Below are 22,976 nucleotides of genomic sequence, written 5' to 3'. Positions count from 1 at the left end.
TTCACCAAGCCGGTGTTTGAGGCGTTAAGCGTCAGGAGAGTCATGAAGTACCTAACAATATTAATCGCCTTATTACTGTCATCTAATGTGAGTGCAGATGATAAGACTATTGCAGCGATAATTGACCAACTTCAGTTGCAAAAGGAATATGAGATTACTATTGCCGCAGTACCAATTGCTACGGCTACACCTTCAGTTCAAGAAAATGATGGAAGTTTTCATTCGCAATTAATGATTAAGCTGGCCAAGGACTCACAGAAACTAGACGGCCAATATTTGAGCTGGGAGTCTTTCCGACCAGAGCTGGTAAAAGCATACAAAGAAATATACACCGCATCAGAATTAACCGAGTATCTTTCGCTTGTAAAAAGTTCTTCATTTAAAAAATTAATAGGCAAGCAACAGCAAATTGCTGAGAGAATGTCAGATATAGTTAGGAACAGAGTTTCAGAATATAGTGAAAAGAAAGCAAAATTAGCTGAAACTGCTTACCAAGAACTTGAGGCATATATTAATGAACAAGAAGCGCTTAACAAGTAAAGCCAGCGGACCAAGTGCTGCGCACTTCGCCCGCTGCTTAAAGCGTTATGTTTCCTTGCGAGTCCATTTATATATCATGAAAATAAGGCATGTTTTGAAAGAGATGCTTCTATCGCATAAGGGAAATTATGCAGAGGCAGCCAATTCGGGGGGGCTTATTATTCTATGGCCGCTACTTGCATGTTCGATTGTTGGCTCAATCATCATCGGTGAGTACAAATATATACTCCCTCTAGCTTTTGTATTGTTGGGTAATACAGCTGCAATTTTGCTATTAGCAACTTTTTATAAAAATAAGTATTTGAATCAAGAAAATAGTGATCTTCAATAATATGCATTTAAAACATAACAAGTTTGTCAACGAACGCACTTCGTGCTGGACCGCTAAAAGCGTGGCTTCGCCACAACGCGGCCCGTTACAAAGGCGTTATAAGGCATAGGGATTGTATAGTTGGCAAACTTCACAGATTTAGTAGATCTAATTGATAAGCACTGCGAAGAAATCGCTAATTCAGATTATGCGAAAGGTTCTGTTGAAGATTATTGCCTAAACCATCTTCGTAAGCTTTCAAGCAATTCACATTCGTCCGAAAACGCATCAGATGTGAGTAATAGCGTAAAGTCTCTCACAAGGTTTGCATCTGATAGTGTGGAATGGGATTCCGAGCTAATGAATAGAGTCACAGAAATAGCGGAATACCATTCTTCGTTAGTAAAGAGTGAGGCAAGGTAAATGCCTTATAACAAGTTTGTCAACGAACGCACTTCGTGCTGGACCGCTAAAAGCGCTGCTTCGCAGCAACGCGGCCCGTTACAAAAGCGTTAAAGGGCGGATTCTATTTTGGCAAATATCGGGTTTATGGTTTTAAAGAGGTGCCAGCCTGTTGCTTAAATTATTCTATGTTCTTAATTGGTATCGCAAGGCTTTGCAGTGTTAACAGGCAGGTTCGCAAGAAGTTGGCTCCAATAACTTAAACTATCGCAGTAAGCGGGTTATAGGGTTCTCAATGTATAAGGGTATTTCCATTAGCAAGTGTAGTGTTAGCATCAAGTTCGTGCCCTTTAACAAGTCGTGGCTGCAAGGGCACTTCGTGCCGGGACGGCTTACACTGCGTTCCAGCCGCCCCAGCACTCAGCGTTATGAGTAAGAGTATGTGGAAGCATGTAGCTACAGTATTTCTCTTTGTCCTTTGTGGTAATGCATTTTCGTGCTCCATTCCGGCGCAAGGTTCTTACTGGACGCACGACGAATTGATCGAGAGAACCGACACTATATATCTTGCAACTCCAGTGTCTGAAGATCATAGGTTTAAATTCAAGGTGCTTGAAGTTTTGAAAGGGCAAGATGCAACCGAGTTTCAGTGGCGTGGATTTAGGTCAAAGGATCAACACGCTTCTAATGACTTCGATGCCCATGAAAATCCAGATTTCTGGAAGGAAGGGGACGAGCAGGTAGCAAGGTCGCCATACTACGGCGGTGCATGCACCCTGCAATTTACGTTTGTTCTAGGTGAAAACTATCTTATATTTAAAGAGTCACCTGGCCACTTTCATTCCGCTGAAATTATAAAATCACCAAGTGACAAGTGGTATCAATATGTCCGTGCCAAAGTCACTCATAACAAGTAAAGGCAGCCGACGCATAAATGCGCAGCTGCTTTAGGCGTTACACCCCCTATGGAGATCGGATGAAAAATTTAGTTACGGTTACATTGTTACTTTTATCAATTAATGCTCATGCAGGATTTTCGGCAATAGTTATTGCATACGGGACAGGGAATACTCCGGTAAATAGTTTTGTTGATGTTGATGCTGAATACGTAGCAATGTCAGTAACTTTATCCAGTGATGCCAAATATCCATCTGAAAGAGCAAAACTTATAAGCAAGCTTCAATCATCAATAAGTGGTGCAGCTGCCACAAACACTAATATTGAATTCCAGCAAGGGGCGATCTCGCTCTCACCAAGTGAAAAATCATCTTTTTCTATTTCAAAGTCATATGGCAGAAGTTCTGGCTCTAGCTTTTACATACTTGCTAAACTTGACAGTGGTAAGGGTGTTTATGCTGCTACACAAGAAATATACAGTTTTATTGGTCGCATCAAGAAACCAGAAGATACCTCGCTCAGGCTTGGCAATACCACTCTTGCAATAAGTTCACCAAATAAATATCGCAACCAATTACTTACCCTCGTTAAAGAAGAAATTACAAACACTAAAGCGGCTTTAGGTGAAGGTTATAAGGTATCAATTTCAGGTTTAGAAAATCCAGTTATAGTTAGGCAAAAAAATGACAAGCAGGTTACTCTATTTATAGACTATCGCGTTGAACTCAGTGAATAGGTGTAACAAAGCCATCAATTTGACTGCCTTACGCTGCGCTTCAGTCAGCAAATTATGGCGGCGTTATGCATAGGTAAACATGGTCAATCTATATAAAAATATTGTTTTGCTTTCCTACCTTATTTATGTGGCATTCTTTTTTGTTCCATATTTAGACGTATATTTATACGATCAAGAAATGTTTGACGCTCTTTCATGGACTGGCTTCGGAGCCATGCTGGAGTTAAATGAAGGTATAGCTTACGTATTCTTGCTGGCGTATACAGTAACTCTATATGGCTTAATCTATTTCAAGGCTTGGGCCAGGCCAATATTTTTAGGGTTAACGCTGCTCTCCGTTATCTTTACAGGCATACAAGGCGTCGAAGTATTCACCCCGATGGATGGAGTTTTGTCGTACATTACAAATCTTGCTGACGGGGCCACAATCATTCTTATGTACTTCACTTCTATCAATAGCAGATTCAGTGAAAATGCATAACAAAACGGTCAATGGCGCCTGCGGCTGGACAGCTTTAAGCGTGGCTTCGCCACAAAGCTGCCCATTACCTTGGCGTTAAGTTTCAAAACTGGAGCAATAATGCACCCTGAGATAAAAGAAAACTATGTAGAAAAACTCAGACTTGCAACTCTGGATAAAATTGATGAATTGGAAAATAAATTCAAAGCCATGCTGGCCTTGCACTCGGCAAAAGGTAGGCTCGGGTCTGGCGACACCATCAAGAAAACTATGGATTATATCGCCCAAGGGAATGCCGATTTATACCAAGTGACAATTGATCATCTTCAATCACTCAAGCCAGAATTTCATCCCCAGTTAGAGCATGAGGTGCAGGCTTTGGCAAAATCAGCTCAGGAATCATTTAAAACAGAATCCCTAATTTACTTCCAAAAAAGTACTGAGCACGCTAGAAACCCGAAGCTTTATGAACGCCTGCTACCTGACGTTGAAGCAAACATGGAAGCAGAATTGGCAAAATTCAAAAATTCATTGAACGCTGCTGTTCTACAATTAAAATTAAATAATCACATGCCACCTTTCACGAAATTCTTGTGGGGTATTGAAGCAGTATTGTTGTTAATATCTATGTTCATCGCTGGCATGTGGTACAAAGAACCAACTGGCAACTATGAGCCCATATTAGTTATTCTAGGGCTTATAATCCCTTTAATTGCGGTGGGAATTAAATTTGGTGCCAAGAAAGCAACTTAACAAAACGGTCAATGGCGCCTTCGGCTGGACAACTTTAAGCGCTGCTTTGCAGCAAAGTTGCCCATTACCTCAGCGTTAAGGCTACATGAAGATCGTACATTACGAAGCGAATGCACCATGGGTAGGAAGAATGAAATGCCCAAACCCTAAGTGTGGGAAGGAAACTCCTGCTTGGCAATCGAGCGGCATGAGCGACAGTTGCCCGCATTTTTTCTGTGATACTTGCTCGAATGTAATCCATAGAGAGCAAGATCATGCATTACTGTATGAAAATGAAATCAACCAAGAACTCTTGGATCGAATAGCTGCAACTCTTCCAAATTGCCCTTGCGGGGGTAGGTTTGTTCCTGGTGCAAACCCTAAGTGTCCGATTTGCAAAACCGAGTTCGCCCACCAATGGGATGCGGTAAAAAGGTTGAATGTACCTTTTATGCCAATCTTGGATGGTTCTTGTTTGATTCGAGATAGGCTGTATTCGTATCAAGTTTGCATTGGCTCTAAACCCAAATTCTGGTGGCGTTTGTTCGCAAATGCCTTAACAAGTTTAGGCAAGGGACGCTCCTGACGTCGCGCCCCTGCTAAAAGCGTTAAAGGTAATCGATGTTTATGGCTAAAGTAGATGTAAGTGAAAGTAGATCTATTGTTAGTAATACTCACAATGGTCTAAGAATAGAAATACCGGCAAAGAAGAATTGGTTCTTAATACTTTTTTTGGGCTTTTGGCTAGTTGGTTGGTTATTTGGTGAAATTTCTGTGCTAACAATTCTTTTGATGCCTAAAGAGGGAGAAGCACCCACGCTATTTTTAATTGCTTGGCTGGGTGGTTGGACTGTAGGTGGTGCATTCGCCATATATGCTTGGGCTTGGAATGTGTTTGGTAAGGAAGTAGTTGAAGTCAATTTTCATGAGTTAGCTCTGAAAAAGGTTGTCGGGAATATTAAAAGATCTAAAGAGTTTGACTTAGCGCATGTCAAAGATATCAGGGTTCAACCGTCCCAGCATAGCATGTGGAGTTCTAGAGGCGGGATGGAGTTTTGGGGTATCAGTGGTGGTACTATTGCATTTGATTATGGTCATAGTACTCACAAGTTTGCTGTTAATCTCGATGAAGCTGAGGCCAAATATCTGATTGAGAAAATTGAAGCTAGGTTGTAAAACCTTTAACAAAGGCAAGCACGCGGACCCCAAAAAGTGTGGTTCCGCGTTGCTCCACCAAACTTTTAGGGTCCGGTGTTGCCGGCGTTATATTTCCAAAGGTAGTTCATCAGAATCATGACTTTTCTATTAATACCTCTACTTTTTTTAGTAGAAGTATATGCAATTATTTGGGTTATCCTGGAGTTTCAAACAGGAAATCCGAAGCGTAAGTGGTGGTTTATTCCACTTGTTACACCGCCTATGCAGCTTGGATTTGGTATCTGGGTACCGAACATATTATTTTGTCATAATGGTTGCAGCGAAGGAGATGGTTTAGGGCTAATAATTTGGGGGGCTGTATTCGGGATTGCAGCAGGTTTTATTATAGTGCCCAGTTTATATTTTTTAATCGCAGCGCACACAGCGACCTGTCAAAATTGCAAGCGTAAAGGGATCATTGAAAAAGGAGACCAAAGGTGTAGAAAATGTGGGCATACATTTACAGAAGAAGAGATGGCGCTGATCGCCAGAAATATTATAGGTACATAAAATAAATATAAAAAGTGTTTAACGGACCACCGGGTCTGTTAAACACACTGTTAAGAGTCCATCATGGAAAGTGATAAAACGATAGATCAAGCTCTAGAACTAATAGAGAAAAGGGAGAAGAGCTTATCTTCACAGCGTAAGGCTGCGTACTTCTTATTGGCATTTAGTTTAATTTACGCGTGCATATTTATTTATAGTTTCGCCAAAATTGATGATTTCACCTCAATGTCTGAAGATTTAAATAAAATGGCAAGCACTGAGAGTGAAAAGGCTATTCTCCAAATAGTAGACACAAAGATACTGATAGCTTTCTCACAACATGATATAGAAAGCAGTATGATGCCAGTAATTATCGGCATTATGTTTGGCAGTGGAATCGGTATTCTCTTGTCATCAAAATCTAAGAAGCATGAGAATAAGGTGTTAAAACATGTTGTCCAGCTTATCAGCAAAGACTCTTAACAAGTTTGGCAAGCGGGACAAATTAAAGCGTGGCTTCGCCACAATTTGCCCCTTCCAAAGGCGTTAAGGCTAAAGATGTATCGTGTTATGAAATTAAAATTGTTACTTCCAATATTTCTTTTATCGATTTCGAAAGTTTCTCTCGCGGAACCAGTGATTGATCAAGTCTATTTATATCTTCCTGACTTCGCCATGAAAGAACGAATAGGGAGCCAGGAAGAATTTATTGGTTATATTAAAAGTGCCAGAGATAGGCTCATTGTAGAGGCCAAATCTATAGATAAAGAACCATATTCTAGTCTAGGGGTTATAGTGACAGTACGTTCAGGCAACGAATCAAAGGTGTGGTTCAAACAGCTATCTGGCACCATATCGAATACAGATTTAGAAAAAATAGCGCAAGCTCTAGAGTCTATGCCAGCCCCAAATGTGAAAAAAGGTATCGTTCCATTTTCATTTGCACTAAAGCTTGGCGGTGCCACAGAACAGTTTGAAACACTGCCAATGGATGATAGGTGGTTTAAAAATCAGGAAACCCAAGCCGAAATTACTGAACTTATAGGCAAGGCATGGAAATAAGCCTTAAAAAGTGTTTAACGGACCACCGGGTCTGTTAAACACACTGTTAGGCACCAATATGAACCTTGATGAATTAGTGGCCTCTGTGCCTGAAGTCGAGTTAAGAGAAAGGTTATTCCATTGGGTAAACGATTGGAAAAATGATGATAATGATATTGAAGATTTGGCCTACATGATTGGGAAGTGGCACGGCAACGTCTGGTTTAAAGATACCGATGAATCAAATGAGTTCTATGAAAGATTTCAGAAGTTCAAAAAAACTGCCATTGAAGGTGTTGGCGGTTTAACTGTAAATGAAAGGTTGTATTGGTTTGGTCTGTATGATCAATGGGAAAACTCGAATGAGGCAACCCAATTACGTATTCGAGCTAAACTTCATGCCAGTGCCTAAAAAGTGTTTAACGGACCACCGGGTCTGTTAAACACACTGTTAAAATTTTGAATATGAAACTATCAGAAATAATAAAAGTAATTTCGCCAGGCTACACCATAGGGCTCAGTGTACTGTTTATTCCTCTAGCTATTGCAGTTGTGCTAATTCAGGATGTAGCGGCAATGAACACTACGCCAACAACCATCATTATTGGTTCTCTTATTGGCGTTCCAATTATTGCGTTTTTTCAATCTATAATGATCAGCTTGGTCATCTGGTTAGGCAGGCAGGTGAAACGTGCTTTTAGCAGGTAAGTTAATTTTAACAAGGTTAGCCACGTTCGCTCCACTGCGTTCCGCTGGACCTCCTTACGCTTCGCTTCAGTCGGCCCGTGCTAACGGCGTTGGCAAACACTCAGCAAACTCCAGCAAGTTAAATGCAGACGCCCGGAATCATAATTGCATATGACGTTTTCAGGCCAATTTTTAAACACTACCATTTATCCAGTTGGCTCGCCGTAACGCGTAAATTTCTCGCGGGAGAAAAACAGGATTTGGGTTATCCAATATAAGATTGTGATCAGCATGAGGCTAGTTGGTATCCCCACGATGAATAGTAGCTGCTCTTCTTGCATGCTTTTAAGATTAGCGTCCATCATTTTCACGATTTTGTCGGTGAATGCTAATGCTGCCCATAGGAATGAAAAACCAATGCGCCAGACATGCCGAATAACGCCTTGAGTACCAGAAAGCCCTGACTGGTAAAGGTTACGGATGTCCCCTAGTGCGCAGAAAATCGCAAAACCACCCCAGATCAGATAGGCCAGGGGTGGCACATCTGCCTCGCGCCAACCCGTACTGATAGAAAATGCAGTAATGGCGAAACCGACAACCCATACCAAGGCAACTACTTCCAGTACACCAGTTTCATTCTTTTTATGGTGTGCGGCTAACCAGGCGGTAAACAAGGTATACAACACTATTGCACCTAACATCATGTCATCGATGGAATCTTTGAGGTAAGCGGCTGCAATACCTGCAACCAGCATGACCATCATGGATGCGGTAAAACAGGAACCTGCTTTCCTGTGAAGTGTACTGCCTTTCTTAGCGCACATGGCAATGACTGCCGTTATCAATGCAAGCGTTCCTGCGGGGGCATGTATTGCCCAAACGATGATGTCTTTCAATTTAGAGTCTCAGGTAAAAGTTAACTAGAGGTTGAGTGAATGGCGTTGATTAACGTGCATCCAATTGCTTGGCAGCGAGGTAGCCGTATTGCGAACGGCTGTGCTCTCGGGCTAGGTATTCGTAATAGGTGTAAGCTATCTCGCTCTTACCTAGCCTCTCGTATGTATTTGCCTTTAAGTAAGTCAATTCGGCTTTTGTTTCAGCCGACATTTCCTCTGCATTTTCTGCTTGGGAGATTAGCGCCAGCGTACGTTCGTATTCTTGAAGATCATAGTGCTTATATGCTTCGGAGATAGAGACAGTTTGAATCAGGCTTGCACATCCACCGACTGATAGTGCTACTACGAATAGTACAAGGGCAGTTAATTTCATCTCTATTTATCCCGTGAGTGTGATGTCTGGACGAGAATTCTACCAATACATAAATAAAAGCAATATAATTAAATCTGGAATTCAGATATGCATATTTGTATGGATTGGAAATCAATAACATTCGACTGGAACCGTGCACGGGCTTTTTTGGTAACGGCGGAAGAAGGTTCCCTAGCTGCGGCAGCTCGATCACTGGGCATGACGCAACCTACCCTAGGCAGACAGGTGGCGGCGCTGGAAAAAGAGATTGGACTCGATCTATTTACCAGACGAGGTCGAGGCCTTGAGCTAACGCCCAATGGCATCAAATTATTAGAACATGTGCGACTAATGGGCGGGGCTGCCAACCTGTTTTCTTTATCTGCCTCGGGTAAATCAGATGTGCTCGAGGGCGACGTTAGCATTACCGCGTCCGAACTCCTTTCCACGTTTATGCTGCCGCCCATGATCAAGTCGTTACGGGAGTTGGAGCCTGGCATTGAAATCGAAATATATTCAACTAACGAGCAACGGGACCTCAACCGAAGAGAGGCTGATATTGCGATCCGGAGTGTTCGTCCGACACAGCCGGAGTTGATTGCAAAAAGACTGTGCAGCGTTCAAGGTCATCTCTACGCAGCGACAAGCTATCTGCGGCAACTGGAAAACCCTCCGTCGATCGCTGAGTTGAACAAGGCGAACTTCATCGATACTGAGAAACCAGGCCGGCTGATGGCTTTGCTCAATTCACAGGGCTTTAGTCTGACCAAGCAGAACTTTCCCGTTATTTCAAATAGCCATAATGTTCAATGGGAATTGGTCAAACAAGGTATGGCCATTACTGCCACAGTAGAAGAAATTGGAGATAACGAGCCGCTGGTAGAACGTGTCGATATCTCGGATCTTCCTCTAATTACCATGGATCTATGGCTAGTTACCCACAACGAATTAAGAACCAACCTTCGAATCAGACGGGTCTTTGATTTTTTGGTAACAGAGTTTTCTTACAATCAACACTAACTATGAACGACCGTTACTAGCTGATGATTGCCATTTAAGCTAATATTTTGAGAGTCAGCTTTTGGCTCCCCTGCAGTTATAATTGAAAATGGCCAATTGCCACATAACAATGCCTTGCAGCCGATCCACTTTCCGCTACTTCCCTTCGGTCATTTGCTCCAAGCGGTCGCCTGAAGGCAGGCGTCTGGGCGTCACACAATGAATAGATTATGGAGTCACTGTGAAAGAGGTTCTTGAAAATTTGCCAGACATAATCAAAGCATCTTCCGAGAGCAGCCTTGGAGTAGTTGCTCTAATGCTTATTTTGTTTTCAGCTCTTTCATGGGGCTTTTTTCGAAGGTCATCTGAAAAGTGGAAGGTGACATCTTTAGCGATGTTTTTCTTAGGTTGTATTTTATTTGGGTACACTGCATTTAAAACAAGCCAAGATTCATTGGTTTTCAATACTGCAACTCCAACAAATACGAATTTAACTAGCTCACTATCGAATTGGGTTCAAGAGGCAGAAGCCGCCAGAAAAGCAAAAACCATATCATCAACTTCGCCTTTACCTGTGGATCTTGTAAGCACAAGAAATCAGTTCGAGAAAGACTGGAGAAATTCCTCGTTAAATGAACGAAAAAAGCTAGATGTAGAAATGGCTTACAAAGCTTTGTCCTATGCTAATCGACTGTATCGGGTTGTTGAAGCTGATAGCTCTGTAAAGACAAACGCAGTTTACTGGGCCAATGAGTCCATCCGGTTTTTTGAGGAAATTCAAGATCCAAAGTATCTTACTGAAGCTTTGATTGATAAGGCCGCCTTGTATTTAGATATTTCTCAACTTGGTCACAATGACAAACAACAGTTTGAAGAAGTCGCCAAAGATGGTGATGCTGTTATGACTCGGGCGTTCAAAACGGCTGATGTGGACCAGCAAGCAATTGTTCTGCGAATATCATCGAGGTTTTACTACAATCTAGCCCGCCCAGCTAGCTTCAGATTGTCCGACGATTGGGATAATAATTACCTTTTGTTAGCATATGAAAAAGCGCTAAAGGCGTTCAATTTGTCGCCAGAAGACAGCAAGAGTGCGAATCAGCTTGCTAGGGTAACGATCAAAGCGTCAAAGAATCCACCTCAGGATATAGATCCAGCATGGACAGAAAAGTTAAGAAATTCAAAAGAAAAGCTAAAAGAAGCTTGGATTCAAAGCCAGGCATCACGTACCGATTCATTGGAGCGCTTATCACCGCTCAATGTATTGGGTGTGGTCACACTCGAGACAGTATCTCGTGAATGGCAAGAATTGAATTTAGAGCAACGCCGTACCGCATCAGGTAAATATAGAGATGAGTTAGAAGAGGATTCGATTGCTCCGCTTAGAGAGGCTGCTGCATTACTTAATAATACTCAATTGAGGAAGGCTTACGGATTTGATATTTATTACGACATTGCAAGGGCTCATTCGGTCAAGACCGATGTGGTACGACAAATATCTGAACCACAATCAATAGGCGCTTTTTCCGAAGTTAAGAAGAATTTGGCAACAGCTAAAGAAAATGCAAAGACGTCGCAGCTCGAAGCTTCTGTAAAAGATATTAGTAACGAAATTACATTTAGCTTCTTGAGTCCTATTGAAAAGGAAGAGCTCAAAAATGTTCTATCTATCGGCCTTTGAGTATATCAGCCCTAACAAACGCATGTTGTGGGACTGGTTTTCCGCTTCGCACCAAACCAGCCACAAATGCGGGCGTTAGGCAACGAAAAAATTCCCCATGAAAAATATTGAGTATATAGAATTTGAAGACATTAACTGTTTAGAGCTTATAGATATATTGAATCAGGAAAAAGTTCGGGAACACCTAGTTTCCCATGAAATATTTGATGAAGTATTATTGGAGGAGTGGGTTAAAGGTAAAGTACAGGTTAACTTACAAAGAGGTTGTAGAGTTAAAGGTATTAAGCTAGATGGTGCGGTTGCGGGTTGGTGTGGAATTCAGTTTGAAAATGGTTCTTATGAGTTAGCTATAGTTTTGGGGGCTAAATACTGGGGTTTAGGTATTAGTGTATTTAGGGATGTCATGCGTTGGGCTTCCGAATTAGGCCACACTGAAGTAGTTTTACACTTATTTAATACGCGCCCCGAGTATAGGTTTCTTAAGAAAATTGCATCAAGAGTGTATGAAAGTAAAATGTTTGGGCAAAGGTATATAAGCTATGAGCTTCGCGTGCCAAGTTCCTAACAATTTGCTCCAGCTGACGCAGCGGTCTACGCTCCTTTTTGTGCATTCGCTGCGCTCATTGTTGCACAAAAATCCACTACAACCGCTGCGCAGCTGAGCAAGGCGATAGCACCCCATCAGGCATTGCGACTCTCTTTTACGTCATCAGCAAGCCAAGACTTGATGAGAGACTGATACGGCATGTCGCGCTTGTTGGCCTCGATCTTAATACTATCGAGCAAGCCTTCGGGTAACCTGAGTGAAATAGTTTTGGTTGAGGGTTTTAGGTTTGGTATTGCAACTGATCGAGCCTGCTTCCAATCGATATAATCGCTGGAATCATTTTTTTCCCAAAAAGCTCGCTCTTCGGCCTCAGTTTTAAATTTGGGTATGGCTTTAACTTTGCTCATAAATGTTCCTCTCCTTCCGGTGCATGTCACGAGCTGAAATTACACGGATCAACGTATCATTGGAGCGCAAGGTAAAAGTTATATGCAACAATCTAGCATCATTGCTTACCCCCAGCGCGTGATATCGCATTTCATTCTTGCTATGTTTCTGGTCGGCCAAAAAACGGCCTCCACTGAGCGCGCGCCTTTTATAGCGGCGTTAAATGCCAGTAATCGCGAAGTCCATAGCAGCAATAATTTCATCGCGGAAATGACTTAAAGTACCAATTGGCTTTTTCAATAGTTTTGAAGGGATGGAAGCAATTTGAGGAGTAAGCAACAAAAGGGTTTCGCCTTCATAACTAAGTTCGGGCGTCAGACCCTGCAACTTTTCATTTCTAAAATTTTCCAGCCGTCCAAGCGGAATAACGATCCTTGTTGCAATATCAGAGATAACAGGGTTTTGTATATCGACAATATAAGGGAAGGCAGCTCGGGTGCTTTTACTGGGATTTATATAAACATCAAATTGTGGAGCCATCAGAATTCCCTGTATTCATCGCCAAAACAACCATGCTCATCAACGAAATCGTTATATGCTCTAATTGCACTTTTGTTTTCATCAGCCCACTTGGCAGCTTTATCTTGGGCCAACAAGTCTTTGAGGGCCTGTTCAAGAGTGGCACTTAGGTTAATATTCATAGCCTTGGATTTTTTCAGTAAGTCACTGTTTAAACTAAGGTTTGTCGGTTTTTTGGGTGCATTTTGGTCAAATAAAGTATCCATGTGTATGCCCTCGATTAATTCAATCAACATTGTGCGCATTCGAGTGCGCATAGTAAAGCATTTAACAAGCTAGACCTCCGGTAACTAGTTGCCTCTAGCTACGGGCTTTACTTTAAAAGAAGAATAAATGAGATGGAATCTGAGCCATACAAGTTGCTCAAGCATCACTACAGTTGCTGCGCAACTTACGTTGGACACAAAACTGCTGCGCTTTTTTGCGCCGCTTAGCAAGGCGTGTGTGCCGGGCATGGCACTTAACTAGCGAGGTGAAAGTCCTCGTACCAGGTATTCGCAGAGCCGAAGGTTAGCGAAAGGACAAGGGTGTTGTCGTGAGGCGGGGTCTGAAGGAAGTCCAACGCGAAATCGCGGGGCGATGAACAAGAACTCAATACGAGGTGTAACATATTCGGGGTCAGCGGGCAGGGCCGGCCCCACGCAGTGCTTTGGGTCCGTGACTGCTAAGCCCTCCATCTGCAATCGCAATAAACGGGGTCCAATAAACGGGGTCGGTGACAAAACGTAGTACGAACAATTATCATTTGTCACCGACCCCTTAAGACCAAAGAATCGGTTTCACTTACGAAAAGCGGCGGATTTTAATGTCCGTGCAGTAAAATGCATAACAAAACGGTCAATGATCGCCTACGGCTGGACCGCTAAAGACTTGGCTTCGCCACAACGCGGCACATTCCACAGGCGTTACAACTTTAGGTGCTGCGTTTGATATTGCGGTAAAAGTTTTCATGCGAACCAAGTGCCATTAATTCGAGAGTCAGTGTGCCATCATTAAAACTGTATTCCAATAATGTAAGCTGTTTATTCATCTTAAATTTATGCACGCGTAAAAAAGACAAATTGCCTTTTTTCTGTTCGCCAAGTGCTGGTTTCGCCATCAGTTCTTTAATGACAGAATCCAGGTCTTTCTTCTGGTTAGGCTTAAGCTTCTTTACGGCTTTCTATAACAAATACAAGTATTATTACGGCCTTTATTTTAATAGCAGCATTGGGGGCAATAAGCTTGATCGTTGAAGGTGCCCAAGGAATTAAATTATGGAATTTGTAATCTGTTTCGATATGAGGGCTCCAGATTTTGGAGCCAAGCCACAAGAGTTGTATTCAGCGGCCCTCGATATGGCCGCGTGGGCTGATGATATCGGCTTCGATGTTGTCGGCTTGGGCGAGCACCATGCTTCAGAAGATGGCTACCTTCCCTCTCCGATTCCTATGGCATCTGCCATTGGTGCCCGCACCAAGCGAATTAAAATCAGACCCAATGTCTTGCAAGCCCCGATTTATGACCCGGTAAAACTGGCTGAAGACCTCTCCGTTGCGCAGTATCTGTGCTCGGGTAGACTTGAGGTTGTTATTGGCGCAGGTTATCGCCCCTACGAATTTCAAATGTTTGGTAAACGTCTTGAAGATAGAAAGGCACTGTATATCAATGTCTTTAATTTTTTGCGGCAAGCCTGGAGTGGTGAGACATTTGAATACCAGGGGCGAAGCATTACTATTACGCCGCAACCTGACCCTGCTCCCAGGTTGCTATTGGGAGGCGCACACCCGGCAGTGGCAAAACGTGCTGCCCATATTGCTGATGGCTATTATCCACCTGCCGGTGAAAACTGGGATATCTACCGTCAAGAGTGTTTGCGCTTAGGTAAGGCTGACCCGGGAGAACACTTCAAAGCGCTTGGCCCCATCTACACGCATGTTACCAATACGCCCGATGAGGATTGGATAACAATAGCACCTCATGTGGCGCATACCGTGAAGTCCTATGCCGAGTGGACCATTGAAGCCTATGGCCAGGCTGCAGGCCCTTTCGCCAAGGGTATTGATATCGATGACTTGCGAGCCAGTGGTAGCTACCAGTTGCTTGGCGCTGACAAGGCTGTGGCAATGATTCAGTCTTTAGGAAGCAATAGAACCTTCATCATTAATCCCTTGTTAGGCGGTCTTGACCCCAAGTTAGCATGGCGCGGCCTCAAGCTTTTTGAGAAAGAGGTTTGGCCCTATGTGCAAAACCTCAGAGAAAAAATGGATTATATCGATCGCTAATGGTGTAACCACTTCAGAACGTAGGCCGCGCTCAGCAAGCCCGATGTTGTTTTGGGCTAAAGAGCGGGGCAATAATGCTGTCCATGTACCTGCACTTAGTTGTTTCGATCCCTTTTTACATTGGTAATCAGGAAGCTTGTTAAGCATGGGCGTTACCATGATTAACCGTTATTCCTATTAGATTTGTCGTAATTCTGGATACGGGTGATTAACTATTTGGATAGGTATATTTCCTAGTTCTATAGACTAGCTCGCACAATTTATTATTGCCGTCTTATTTCAAGGCTAATACTGAGGGCAATAAGGTTGAGCGTAACAGAGTTAAGGAAGCACAGAAAAGAGTTGGAAAGCACGTTGACCAAAATCAGTGCTCCCGGCACGTTTAGCAATCAAGAATTTATTGATCGTATCAAGCGCGCTCTTGTCACTATTGAAGAAGATTTAAACCGCTTGAATGAGCCGTTTATAGAGCGATAGTTTAGTACTGGCACACTCTATTGTTACAAGCCTGCAAGCATTCATTATCTCCCAAATTAACCGTAATCATCTACCTCCCTAATTCATATAATTCGCTTAACGATTAATTAGAATGCGTTATCTGTGGCGATTTTATTATTACTATTTTCATAGCCTTTCTTTTAAGTTGATATAAATCAATAGAATTTGATTTATTGTATTGATTATTTCTACTATTGCATTAATTACGCATGAATACTTATTGGTTGAGGCATCGTCAATGCGTAAGCTCTTTGGTTCATTGATATGGTAAGGAGATACCGCTCATGAGAAACAACCAGCCCGTTACCCAGCGCGAGAATGTTTTTAGTGCGGACCAGCGTATTGTCAGCAGTACCACGCCGACGGGAGTTCTCACTTTTGTCAATCAGGATTTTGTCGATATTAGTGGCTTTGCCGAAGAGGAGTTACTGGGTCAGCCCCATAATCTGGTGCGACATCCTGACATGCCTGCAGCTGCTTTTAAGGACTTATGGGCTACGGCCAAACAAGACAAGCCGTGGATGGGGATTGTGAAAAATCGCTGCAAGAATGGCGATCACTATTGGGTAGATGCTTTTGTAACGCCGATGATCGAAGCGGGTAAAACAGTCGGCCTGCAATCGGTACGACTAAAGCCTGACGCTGAAACCGTAGCGCGTGCAGCTAGTCTCTATCAGGCCATTAATAATGGTGGAAGTTGGTGGCAAACAGTTACTCAGCTGTCCTTGCCACTGCCAGTGAAATTGGTGATGGCAAGTGTGTTCTCATTGCTCTTGGGTTTGTTGGCTGGTAGTGCGGTAGGGTTATCGTCTCAGGCTGGTGTGGCTAGTTTATTAGTAGTGAGTGCAATCAGCGCTTCTGGTCTGGGCTATTGGATTAGTTTGCCATGGACGAAAGCTGCGAAAGACAGTTTGGCTGTTTTCGATAATCCGCTCGCACGGCAAATTTATACCGGTCGTGGCGATGAGCTGGGTCAGTTGCAGCTGGCGATCAAGTTTTTACAGGCGCAGCAAAATACGATTATCTGGCGTACTACTGAAGAGGTTAGCCAGTTAAATGTTTCAGCTCAGTCGGCTGGAAAGATGACCGCCGCTACTGAGCATAATATGCGCAGCTTGCATCAGGAGGTGGATTTGGTCGCGACCGCGATGACAGAGATGACTGCTACCGTGCAAGAGGTAGCACAAAATGCAGCAAGAACGTCGGCATTAACGCAAGGGGCTTACGACCAAGTACACAATGGCAAGCGCGTGGTGTTGCATACCAAAGAGATTATCGCTGGCTTATCCGCAAAAATTACTGACTCATCAAGTGTCATACAGGCGCTGGCTGCTGACAGTGAGCGCATTGGCAGTGTGATTGATGTGATTAAGGGTGTGGCTGAACAAACTAATTTGTTAGCGCTGAATGCGGCTATTGAGGCAGCCCGGGCAGGAGAAATGGGGCGAGGTTTTGCTGTGGTTGCTGACGAAGTGCGAGGGCTTGCGGGGAAAACCCAAACGTCCACCGAAGAAATTAGTGCAATGATATTGTCGTTGCAGCAGGCCGCGCAGCAAGCTGTTAACGCAATGTCGGTGAGCCAGACGGCGGTTAATGATTGTGTGGAGGGTTCTGATAAAACCGTCGAGACTTTTGATGCCATCATCGATAACGTCAATGAAATTAATGATATGAGTACTCAAATTGCTACCGCTGCAGAAGAGCAAACCTCGGTTTCCTCTGAAATCAATACCAATATCGTTAATATCTATGACAGTGCCACCTCAACCCTGGATGGCTGTGGTGAAATTAAAAGCGCCAGCGACCACCTGACAACGAGTGTTGAAAAACTGAATAGTATGATCCTGCAGTTTGGTAGTTAATTGTTGGTATTCAAATAGTCGTGTGTTTGAGGCAGGCTTTTTAGAATATGTCTCTACGGGGGTAGTAAACTCACTCACTTATAATCAATATTCTGCTGCCCGATAATTCGGAGCACTACTGTTCGTAATTTTTTTAAATTTCAATCTTCAATAGCAGTGCGATACCTGTTGCGCTAAGGTAGAGACTCAATTTTATATTCGTCATTCCCGTCTTGATCGGGACAAAAGCACGAAGGTGCGTTGAACGCCTGTTTTATTCAAGGCGGCCCGTAGGGTGTACCCAAAACGCTTCACGGGGCAGGCTCAGTGGAACGAATAATCTAGTGCTACGAAGTGCTGAGTAAGGAGCTATGAATAAACTCCGGAGAAAACTAACAATTTTGCACACCGTAGCTCTGGATCCCCGATCAAGTCGAGGATGACTTAGGCTTATTTATGGTGTTTTAGATTTATCTCGGACAGCAGTGCGATCAGGTCGGGGATGACTTCGATTATCTATGGTGTTTCGATTGATACTTGTGTAAAGCTGTGAGGATGCCCCTTGTTTTTATTCAACCAGATAAATCTTCGAAAAAATGGTGAGGCGAATTTTTGACCCGGAAGGTTATTAATCAAGTAAAAGGCAGTGCGATCTTATTGCTATTTATGGGTGTGCTTTTTTCGATGCCTATTGTGGCGGTGGGTTATTCGGTGCATGGGCCTGACCTTGCAATACTTGCTGCCTTGTTAGTGGTTGTGTTGGTTTTTTTAGGGCCGCTAGCTTTTTTATTTGCTAGCACTGTTGCTACGGATGTCGGGTTAGCAATCATTGCGATAGTGGGTGTGGCTATTTTTCTTGGCTGGATTAAAGCTTTACGGCGAGAGGGCGGTCACTACGTGCCGTATTTACCGGTTATGGCTTGGGCGTTAATGGGGCGTATTTTTGCGTATCGTTATTTTTTGCACACGCAGCAGCATAACAATAAAGGCCATCGTATTAACGCGATGGCCTTTTGTTCGTTAGTTGCCTAACACATTGGTGGTATTTTTCTTGGATACTTTTGCCGCTTTTTTTTCTTTGGCCGTTAATAGTGGTTTCTTTTTTGCATTTTTCTTGCTGTCTTGTCCTTTGCTCATGATACTTTCCTGTTGTTGTGCCGGATAAACCTAAAGCCTGTTTAAGCTCCAGGGCTGTTGCTGCGCAGTAACTGGCGATCAACTGGCAGGGCAGTCGATGCGTAACACATAGCAAGTATGTTCTTATGCGCGAACAATAGATAGGAATAGCTTGGACTTGTTATGAGCGCTTGGCGAAGAGGGGCGCTGTTGTGGTGTCCGAATGTGGATGAGATTAGTTGGTGGGTGATGGCAGGGGTGGGCATGGAGTTTGAGTGGGCATTAGACGACGATGGCGAGACGTTGGCGGAGCTGCGTGTGTTGGCAATGCGCGAAAGTCTCGAAGCTATTGGCCGGTTTAAACCGGAGCGTGCCAGACAGCGGTTTCTTGATCGGTTTGATCCGACTAATACGCGTAAAGTGTTTATTAACGGGGAGTTGGTCGCATTCTATGTCGTGCTGGATAAAGTGGATTATCTGCTGCTTGATCATTTATATGTACACCCGGATTACCAAGGTAGAAAAATTGGTTCAAATATTCTAGCCGAGGTCATAGCCAGTGCGCGTGAAAAAGGCAAAGATATACGATTGGGGGCGTTGAAAGGGAGTCGCTCCAATGACTTTTATAAGGCCCACGGTTTTACCCGGACGCATACTGAGGAGTACGACAATTTCTATGCGTATAACATTAGATAAATAGTGATGGTTTGCTTGGCGGGCAGCCCGGTCTTAAATAGAGGTGATCGATTTTATCGACCACCTCACTAGCCATACCTAGATAAACACTTTGGTGTGAACATACCGTGGAAACCCTGTGGCATGTGGTGGCCCAATTTAATCACAGCGATTTCGTCGTCAAAGTTCTGGCTGTCGATGACCACCACTTCGGTTTTATCTTCATTGCCGTTATAGACGTAACAGAGAATATAAAAATCATCTTCCGTTTTGCCTGGCTTGGATACCATCAGTGGCTCGCCAGTGAAACGGAAGTTACCAAAGTCGTGGACTTCTACCTTGCCGGTATTGCGATCAATTTTTTGAATGCCGGTGAAGTAGGTTTTGGGGCCGTTCTCCGGGTAGGCACAGGATACGGCATAACGGTTTTCCTGAGTGGTTTGAGTCCAGTCCCATTGCGGGAACTCGCCCAGCAGCGCATCGTTGATACGTTCGGAGCGCGCGGTGCCTTGGCGTAAGTTAACAATAAAGCGCACATAGTGACCGCCACCGGCTTTGAAGTCGACATTGGGGTCGAAAATGTTCATCGGTTCGTTTTTATGGGTTGGCGTGTTGTAGGCGGACTCCTGCGTTTGGATGATATCAAAGTGCACTTCACCATTTTTCTCGTAGGCATTACCAAAGTGCAGGGAAGCCAGTGGTGGAATTTCAATTTCGTCTACCAACTTGAGTGTGTGCAGGTTGATGATAATAATTTTATTGCGCAGGCGGTTGTCATAGAGCATGGCTTCAGCGACTGAGCCACCCAGCAAAATAGGAATGGGGTTGGTGCTCATGCCCACCGATGACTGAATAAAAATGGCGTAGTTTTCAGTAAGCGCAAAATCGTGCAGCAGTGGCATATGGTCCAGTGCAAACACGGCGCGATCGACCATTTTGCCGCTGGGCGAAATTTTATAAAAATCAAAGCTGGGCTTGGGGCCGAATTTCATACCAAAGTTATAGTAGTAACCGCTAGCGGGGTTTTTCTTGCCGTGGGCACTAAAGGTATTGGACTTGCCCAGGCTGCCTTCATAGTTGTATTCGCCTTCGGTATCCAGAGTGTCGGCTTCGAGTGCCCAGGGGCGACCGCCTTCACCTAGAGCAAGGAATTTGCCCGCATGAATGATCAACCCGGTATTGGCGGGTTGTGCAGGCATGGCAAAGCGTCTAAGGATGCTGCCTTTGGGGGCGCCACCAAAACCGCGATAAAGCATTTTACCGGCCGCAGTCTCGTCGACGTACTTGGGGGTGCGAATAAATTTGTTGGCGAAATGCACCTTGCCATCAATAAAGGTGGTGCGAGCCACCATGCCGTCGCCATCAAACCAGTGCTTGAATTCTTCATCGCCTAGTTTTAAACGGCCTGGGCCATTGCGGAAAAAAGACCCGGTTAAGTCGCTGGGTACTTTTGCCGACGATGTCATCCACCCAGAATTCGAATTCATTTTCCTGCGCTTCAAAATTACCTTTAATAGTAGGTGTTGTTTGCGATTGCTTAAGTTGTTCTGAGCTCATGGTGATATCCGGTAGTCTCTGGCTGATTGAAAAAATGCTGTGGTGTCGTCTGGTGCCTTGGATTTACAGGGCCTGGTACGCCCCGTTAAGATTCCCCGCAGCGTTATAGATCATATGGTAGTCTCTGGTTTGAAAATACCAGCGGCCATTCTCTTTGTGATAGGTATCAAGATAGCGGCTGAGGATGGTGCTGGTGCTGCCAGATTTGTCGCCGAGATATTCATGCAGGTAACAGTGACCGGTAGCGGTATTGCCATTGACATCAAATAGATAGGAGTTTGGCATCAGCAGGGCGAATTCAAAGCTGCTCATCATTTGCTGCCATAGGTTCAGGATGTTGTCTTTGCCGGTGACGGGAGTGCCGGTGAGGTTCCAGGTGGCGTTGTCGGCCCAGCAATCAATCCAGCTATCGGCGTCAAAGCGGTTGACCGCATCGGTGTAGCTTGCCTGTAGCCGGCGCAGGCCAAACTCGTCCTCAATCGGGTTGCTATGATTGATGCTGTTCATGGTCATTTTCCTGTGTTGCTATAGGTAATTGTTAATATTTCATACTGTAGCGGCTAATCGCCGAAAAAGAAACAAACAAGACTGTTTTTAAGTTAGTGGAGCTGGTAGTATCTTGTTCATCATTGTGTCTATATAAATAAAGAAAATACCACACAGCGGGGTGATTTCATGGATTTAAGTGCTTTTCCCTATTTGCAGGGCAATTATGCGCCGGTTACAGAAGAGAGTGATTTTGGTCCTGACGAGTTAAGAGTTGAGGGTACAATCCCGAAGAAACTGCTCGGTGCCTTTATGCGCGACGGGGCTAATGTGGCTTATCAACCTAATCACTATGTCTACCCTCTGGACGGTGACGGTATGGTGCACGCGGTCTACCTTAAAGACGGTGAAGCCACCTATAAAAATCGCTGGGTTGAAACCAGTCATTTAAAAACCGAGCGTCAATTTGATCGCCTGATTTACGGCAGTGTCGGCAAGTTATTGGAGGTGCCGCAGGACGTTATTGATGCCGGTGGCGAGCCAAGCCCCGTTCGTAATACCGCCAATACCAATGTGCTCTACCACGGCGGTAAATTATTCGCGATGTGGGAAGGTGGTTTTCCTCACGAGCTAAATAACGATTTAACTACCGTTGGTCTTTACGATTATGACGGCTTGCTCACCGCAGGCGATGCGCTGACTGCCCATCCCAAAATTTGCCCCGATAGCGGTGATTTGATCACCTGTACCCAGCGTTGGGATAGCTCAAATTACTGGGTACAAATTATTGATAAGCATGGCAAGCATAAGAAAACGATTCCGGTTGAGCTGGAGCGTAAAGGTATTATTCACGACCTACAAATCACTGAAAATTATGTCATCATTTTTTATGCGCCTGCATTTCATAGTGTAGAAAAGGCGATGAAGGGCGAGAACCCCTTTATGTGGGAGCCGGAAAGAGGCACCAAAATTATCGCGATTCCGCGTGATGGCTCCGGCAAGAATGTGATCTACGAAACCGATGCTTTTTTTAGCTGGCATTTTTGTAATGGTTTTGAGCAGGGTGGCAAAATCATTATTGATTATGTGTGGATCAATTCAATTCCATTTACTCAAGAGCAGGGTACGGGCGTTGAGAAGCAGCCACGCCGTATGTACCGTATGACCTTGGATAAAGTCACCAAGCAAGTTACCAATGAGCGGTTCTCGGATGTTTTCTGTGAGTTTTCGCGTATTGATGAGCGCTATATGGGTAAGTCATACCGCTATGGTTTTGCGGCCTCTGCCAATCATGAGTGGGCGGATGCCCATGGTTACAATTGCACTGGCCGTTACGATTTTGAAACGGGTGAAACCAAGTTGTGGGATTACGGCCCGGAAGCCAATGCCGGTGAGCCGGTGCATGTGCCTAACCCGGACAGTCCGCGTGAAGAAGATGGCTGGATTATGTGTTATGTGTTTAATCCTGGTGAGGGACAGTATTTATCGATTATGTCTGCCGGTGATTTTGATAATGGGCCGGTAGCCAAGGTGTATATACCAACCCGGGTGCCTAACGGCTTTCACGCCAACTGGATGCAACACTTAACCCTGGCTTAAGGGGAGAG

The 22,976-nt window shown here is 44.1% G+C and carries 29 protein-coding genes and 1 pseudogene; 21 read left to right on the top strand and 9 right to left on the bottom strand.

Going from position 1 to position 22,976, the window contains the following annotated elements; translation table 11 throughout:
• The first annotated feature begins 42 nt into the window (after nt 1-42).
• From UNITIG_RS08515 to UNITIG_RS08455, 12 genes are all read left to right on the top strand, one after another.
• Nucleotides 43-540 (top strand): hypothetical protein, encoded by a 498-nt coding sequence (locus UNITIG_RS08515; protein WP_101757989.1) that lies wholly within the window; start codon nt 43-45, stop codon nt 538-540.
• Nucleotides 515-871, top strand: coding sequence for a hypothetical protein (locus tag UNITIG_RS08510; protein WP_101757988.1), 357 nt, complete (start codon nt 515-517; stop codon nt 869-871). Before UNITIG_RS08515 ends, UNITIG_RS08510 begins: the two co-directional genes overlap by 26 nt.
• Nucleotides 872-1,692: 821 nt before the next feature.
• On the top strand, nt 1,693-2,169 hold the full coding sequence (locus tag UNITIG_RS08505; protein ID WP_145999130.1) for a hypothetical protein: 477 nt from the start codon (nt 1,693-1,695) through the stop codon (nt 2,167-2,169).
• A gap of 59 nt (nt 2,170-2,228) precedes the next feature.
• Entirely contained in the window at nt 2,229-2,885 is a 657-nt protein-coding gene (locus UNITIG_RS08500) for a hypothetical protein (protein ID WP_101757986.1), read from the top strand.
• 79 nt (nt 2,886-2,964) lie between these two features.
• Complete coding sequence (locus tag UNITIG_RS08495) at nt 2,965-3,366, top strand: hypothetical protein (RefSeq protein ID WP_101757985.1); 402 nt, start codon at nt 2,965-2,967, stop codon at nt 3,364-3,366.
• A gap of 99 nt (nt 3,367-3,465) precedes the next feature.
• Nucleotides 3,466-4,098: a hypothetical protein gene (locus UNITIG_RS08490; RefSeq protein ID WP_101757984.1), complete on the top strand. Its 633-nt coding sequence runs from the start codon at nt 3,466-3,468 to the stop codon at nt 4,096-4,098.
• Between the two features lie 606 nt (nt 4,099-4,704).
• Nucleotides 4,705-5,253, top strand: a complete 549-nt coding sequence (locus UNITIG_RS08480; protein WP_101759228.1) for a hypothetical protein — start codon at nt 4,705-4,707, stop codon at nt 5,251-5,253.
• A gap of 117 nt (nt 5,254-5,370) precedes the next feature.
• Complete coding sequence (locus UNITIG_RS08475) at nt 5,371-5,784, top strand: hypothetical protein (RefSeq protein ID WP_101757982.1); 414 nt, start codon at nt 5,371-5,373, stop codon at nt 5,782-5,784.
• Nucleotides 5,785-5,847: 63 nt separating this feature from the next.
• Nucleotides 5,848-6,246: a hypothetical protein gene (locus UNITIG_RS08470; RefSeq protein WP_101757981.1), complete on the top strand. Its 399-nt coding sequence runs from the start codon at nt 5,848-5,850 to the stop codon at nt 6,244-6,246.
• Between the two features lie 87 nt (nt 6,247-6,333).
• Nucleotides 6,334-6,825, top strand: coding sequence for a hypothetical protein (locus tag UNITIG_RS08465; protein ID WP_145999129.1), 492 nt, complete (start codon nt 6,334-6,336; stop codon nt 6,823-6,825).
• A gap of 58 nt (nt 6,826-6,883) precedes the next feature.
• Entirely contained in the window at nt 6,884-7,216 is a 333-nt protein-coding gene (locus UNITIG_RS08460) for a hypothetical protein (RefSeq protein WP_145999128.1), read from the top strand.
• Between the two features lie 53 nt (nt 7,217-7,269).
• Nucleotides 7,270-7,512, top strand: a complete 243-nt coding sequence (locus UNITIG_RS08455; protein WP_101757978.1) for a hypothetical protein — start codon at nt 7,270-7,272, stop codon at nt 7,510-7,512.
• A gap of 185 nt (nt 7,513-7,697) precedes the next feature.
• On the opposite strand, the gene UNITIG_RS08450 is transcribed toward UNITIG_RS08455, so the two are convergent.
• Nucleotides 7,698-8,387, bottom strand: coding sequence for a hypothetical protein (locus tag UNITIG_RS08450; protein WP_145999127.1), 690 nt, complete (start codon nt 8,385-8,387; stop codon nt 7,698-7,700).
• 49 nt (nt 8,388-8,436) lie between these two features.
• Nucleotides 8,437-8,760, bottom strand: coding sequence for a hypothetical protein (locus UNITIG_RS08445; protein WP_101757976.1), 324 nt, complete (start codon nt 8,758-8,760; stop codon nt 8,437-8,439).
• Nucleotides 8,761-8,859: 99 nt separating this feature from the next.
• Here UNITIG_RS08445 and UNITIG_RS08440 point away from each other — a divergent pair, with 99 nt between their 5' ends.
• The 3 genes from UNITIG_RS08440 (at nt 8,860) to UNITIG_RS08430 (ending at nt 11,984) form a co-directional block, all read left to right on the top strand.
• A complete protein-coding gene (locus tag UNITIG_RS08440; RefSeq protein ID WP_200821235.1) occupies nt 8,860-9,759 on the top strand; it encodes a LysR family transcriptional regulator in 900 nt (299 codons plus the stop codon).
• Nucleotides 9,760-9,979: 220 nt separating this feature from the next.
• A complete protein-coding gene (locus UNITIG_RS08435) occupies nt 9,980-11,419 on the top strand; it encodes a hypothetical protein (protein ID WP_101757974.1) in 1,440 nt (479 codons plus the stop codon).
• A 97-nt stretch (nt 11,420-11,516) separates the two neighbouring features.
• The gene (locus UNITIG_RS08430; RefSeq protein ID WP_101757973.1) at nt 11,517-11,984 is read left to right on the top strand and encodes a GNAT family N-acetyltransferase; all 468 of its coding nucleotides are present in this window, start codon (nt 11,517-11,519) and stop codon (nt 11,982-11,984) included.
• A 116-nt stretch (nt 11,985-12,100) separates the two neighbouring features.
• On the opposite strand, the gene UNITIG_RS08425 is transcribed toward UNITIG_RS08430, so the two are convergent.
• The 5 genes and pseudogenes from UNITIG_RS08425 to UNITIG_RS08400 all read right to left on the bottom strand — a co-directional run.
• Complete coding sequence (locus tag UNITIG_RS08425; RefSeq protein ID WP_101757972.1) at nt 12,101-12,373, bottom strand: BrnA antitoxin family protein; 273 nt, start codon at nt 12,371-12,373, stop codon at nt 12,101-12,103.
• Nucleotides 12,360-12,533 (bottom strand): BrnT family toxin, encoded by a 174-nt coding sequence (locus tag UNITIG_RS08420; protein ID WP_255399462.1) that lies wholly within the window; start codon nt 12,531-12,533, stop codon nt 12,360-12,362. The genes UNITIG_RS08425 and UNITIG_RS08420 overlap by 14 nt, the downstream gene beginning before the upstream one ends.
• Nucleotides 12,534-12,572: 39 nt before the next feature.
• Nucleotides 12,573-12,893: a CcdB family protein gene (locus tag UNITIG_RS08415; RefSeq protein WP_101757971.1), complete on the bottom strand. Its 321-nt coding sequence runs from the start codon at nt 12,891-12,893 to the stop codon at nt 12,573-12,575.
• On the bottom strand, nt 12,893-13,138 hold the full coding sequence (locus tag UNITIG_RS08410; RefSeq protein WP_101759226.1) for a type II toxin-antitoxin system CcdA family antitoxin: 246 nt from the start codon (nt 13,136-13,138) through the stop codon (nt 12,893-12,895). The genes UNITIG_RS08415 and UNITIG_RS08410 overlap by 1 nt, the downstream gene beginning before the upstream one ends.
• 707 nt (nt 13,139-13,845) lie before the next feature.
• Nucleotides 13,846-14,082: pseudogene (locus UNITIG_RS08400) on the bottom strand (type II toxin-antitoxin system RelE/ParE family toxin); the annotation flags it as partial.
• Nucleotides 14,083-14,188: 106 nt separating this feature from the next.
• Between UNITIG_RS08400 and UNITIG_RS08395 the strand changes: the two are divergent.
• The 5 genes from UNITIG_RS08395 to UNITIG_RS08380 all read left to right on the top strand — a co-directional run bounded on the left by UNITIG_RS08395 (nt 14,189) and on the right by UNITIG_RS08380 (nt 19,347).
• On the top strand, nt 14,189-15,196 hold the full coding sequence (locus UNITIG_RS08395) for an LLM class flavin-dependent oxidoreductase (RefSeq protein ID WP_101757969.1): 1,008 nt from the start codon (nt 14,189-14,191) through the stop codon (nt 15,194-15,196).
• Between the two features lie 354 nt (nt 15,197-15,550).
• On the top strand, nt 15,551-15,673 hold the full coding sequence (locus tag UNITIG_RS25050) for a hypothetical protein (RefSeq protein WP_255399461.1): 123 nt from the start codon (nt 15,551-15,553) through the stop codon (nt 15,671-15,673).
• A 305-nt stretch (nt 15,674-15,978) separates the two neighbouring features.
• Entirely contained in the window at nt 15,979-17,556 is a 1,578-nt protein-coding gene (locus UNITIG_RS08390; protein ID WP_101757968.1) for a PAS domain-containing methyl-accepting chemotaxis protein, read from the top strand.
• A 591-nt stretch (nt 17,557-18,147) separates the two neighbouring features.
• Nucleotides 18,148-18,567, top strand: a complete 420-nt coding sequence (locus UNITIG_RS08385) for a hypothetical protein (RefSeq protein WP_101757967.1) — start codon at nt 18,148-18,150, stop codon at nt 18,565-18,567.
• Nucleotides 18,568-18,834: 267 nt separating this feature from the next.
• On the top strand, nt 18,835-19,347 hold the full coding sequence (locus UNITIG_RS08380; protein ID WP_200821234.1) for a GNAT family N-acetyltransferase: 513 nt from the start codon (nt 18,835-18,837) through the stop codon (nt 19,345-19,347).
• 68 nt (nt 19,348-19,415) lie between these two features.
• Here UNITIG_RS08380 and UNITIG_RS08375 read toward each other — a convergent pair whose 3' ends face one another.
• On the bottom strand, nt 19,416-20,813 hold the full coding sequence (locus tag UNITIG_RS08375; protein ID WP_101757966.1) for a carotenoid oxygenase family protein: 1,398 nt from the start codon (nt 20,811-20,813) through the stop codon (nt 19,416-19,418).
• Between the two features lie 133 nt (nt 20,814-20,946).
• On the bottom strand, nt 20,947-21,390 hold the full coding sequence (locus tag UNITIG_RS08370; protein ID WP_159931125.1) for a nuclear transport factor 2 family protein: 444 nt from the start codon (nt 21,388-21,390) through the stop codon (nt 20,947-20,949).
• 168 nt (nt 21,391-21,558) lie between these two features.
• Here UNITIG_RS08370 and UNITIG_RS08365 point away from each other — a divergent pair, with 168 nt between their 5' ends.
• Nucleotides 21,559-22,968, top strand: coding sequence for a carotenoid oxygenase family protein (locus UNITIG_RS08365; RefSeq protein ID WP_101757964.1), 1,410 nt, complete (start codon nt 21,559-21,561; stop codon nt 22,966-22,968).
• The last annotated feature ends 8 nt before the right edge of the window (nt 22,969-22,976 follow it).

This window comes from Oceanicoccus sp. KOV_DT_Chl, assembly GCF_900120175.1.
GTDB lineage: Bacteria > Pseudomonadota > Gammaproteobacteria > Pseudomonadales > Dasaniaceae > Oceanicoccus.
This window is presented reverse-complemented; position numbering and strand designations above follow the sequence as displayed.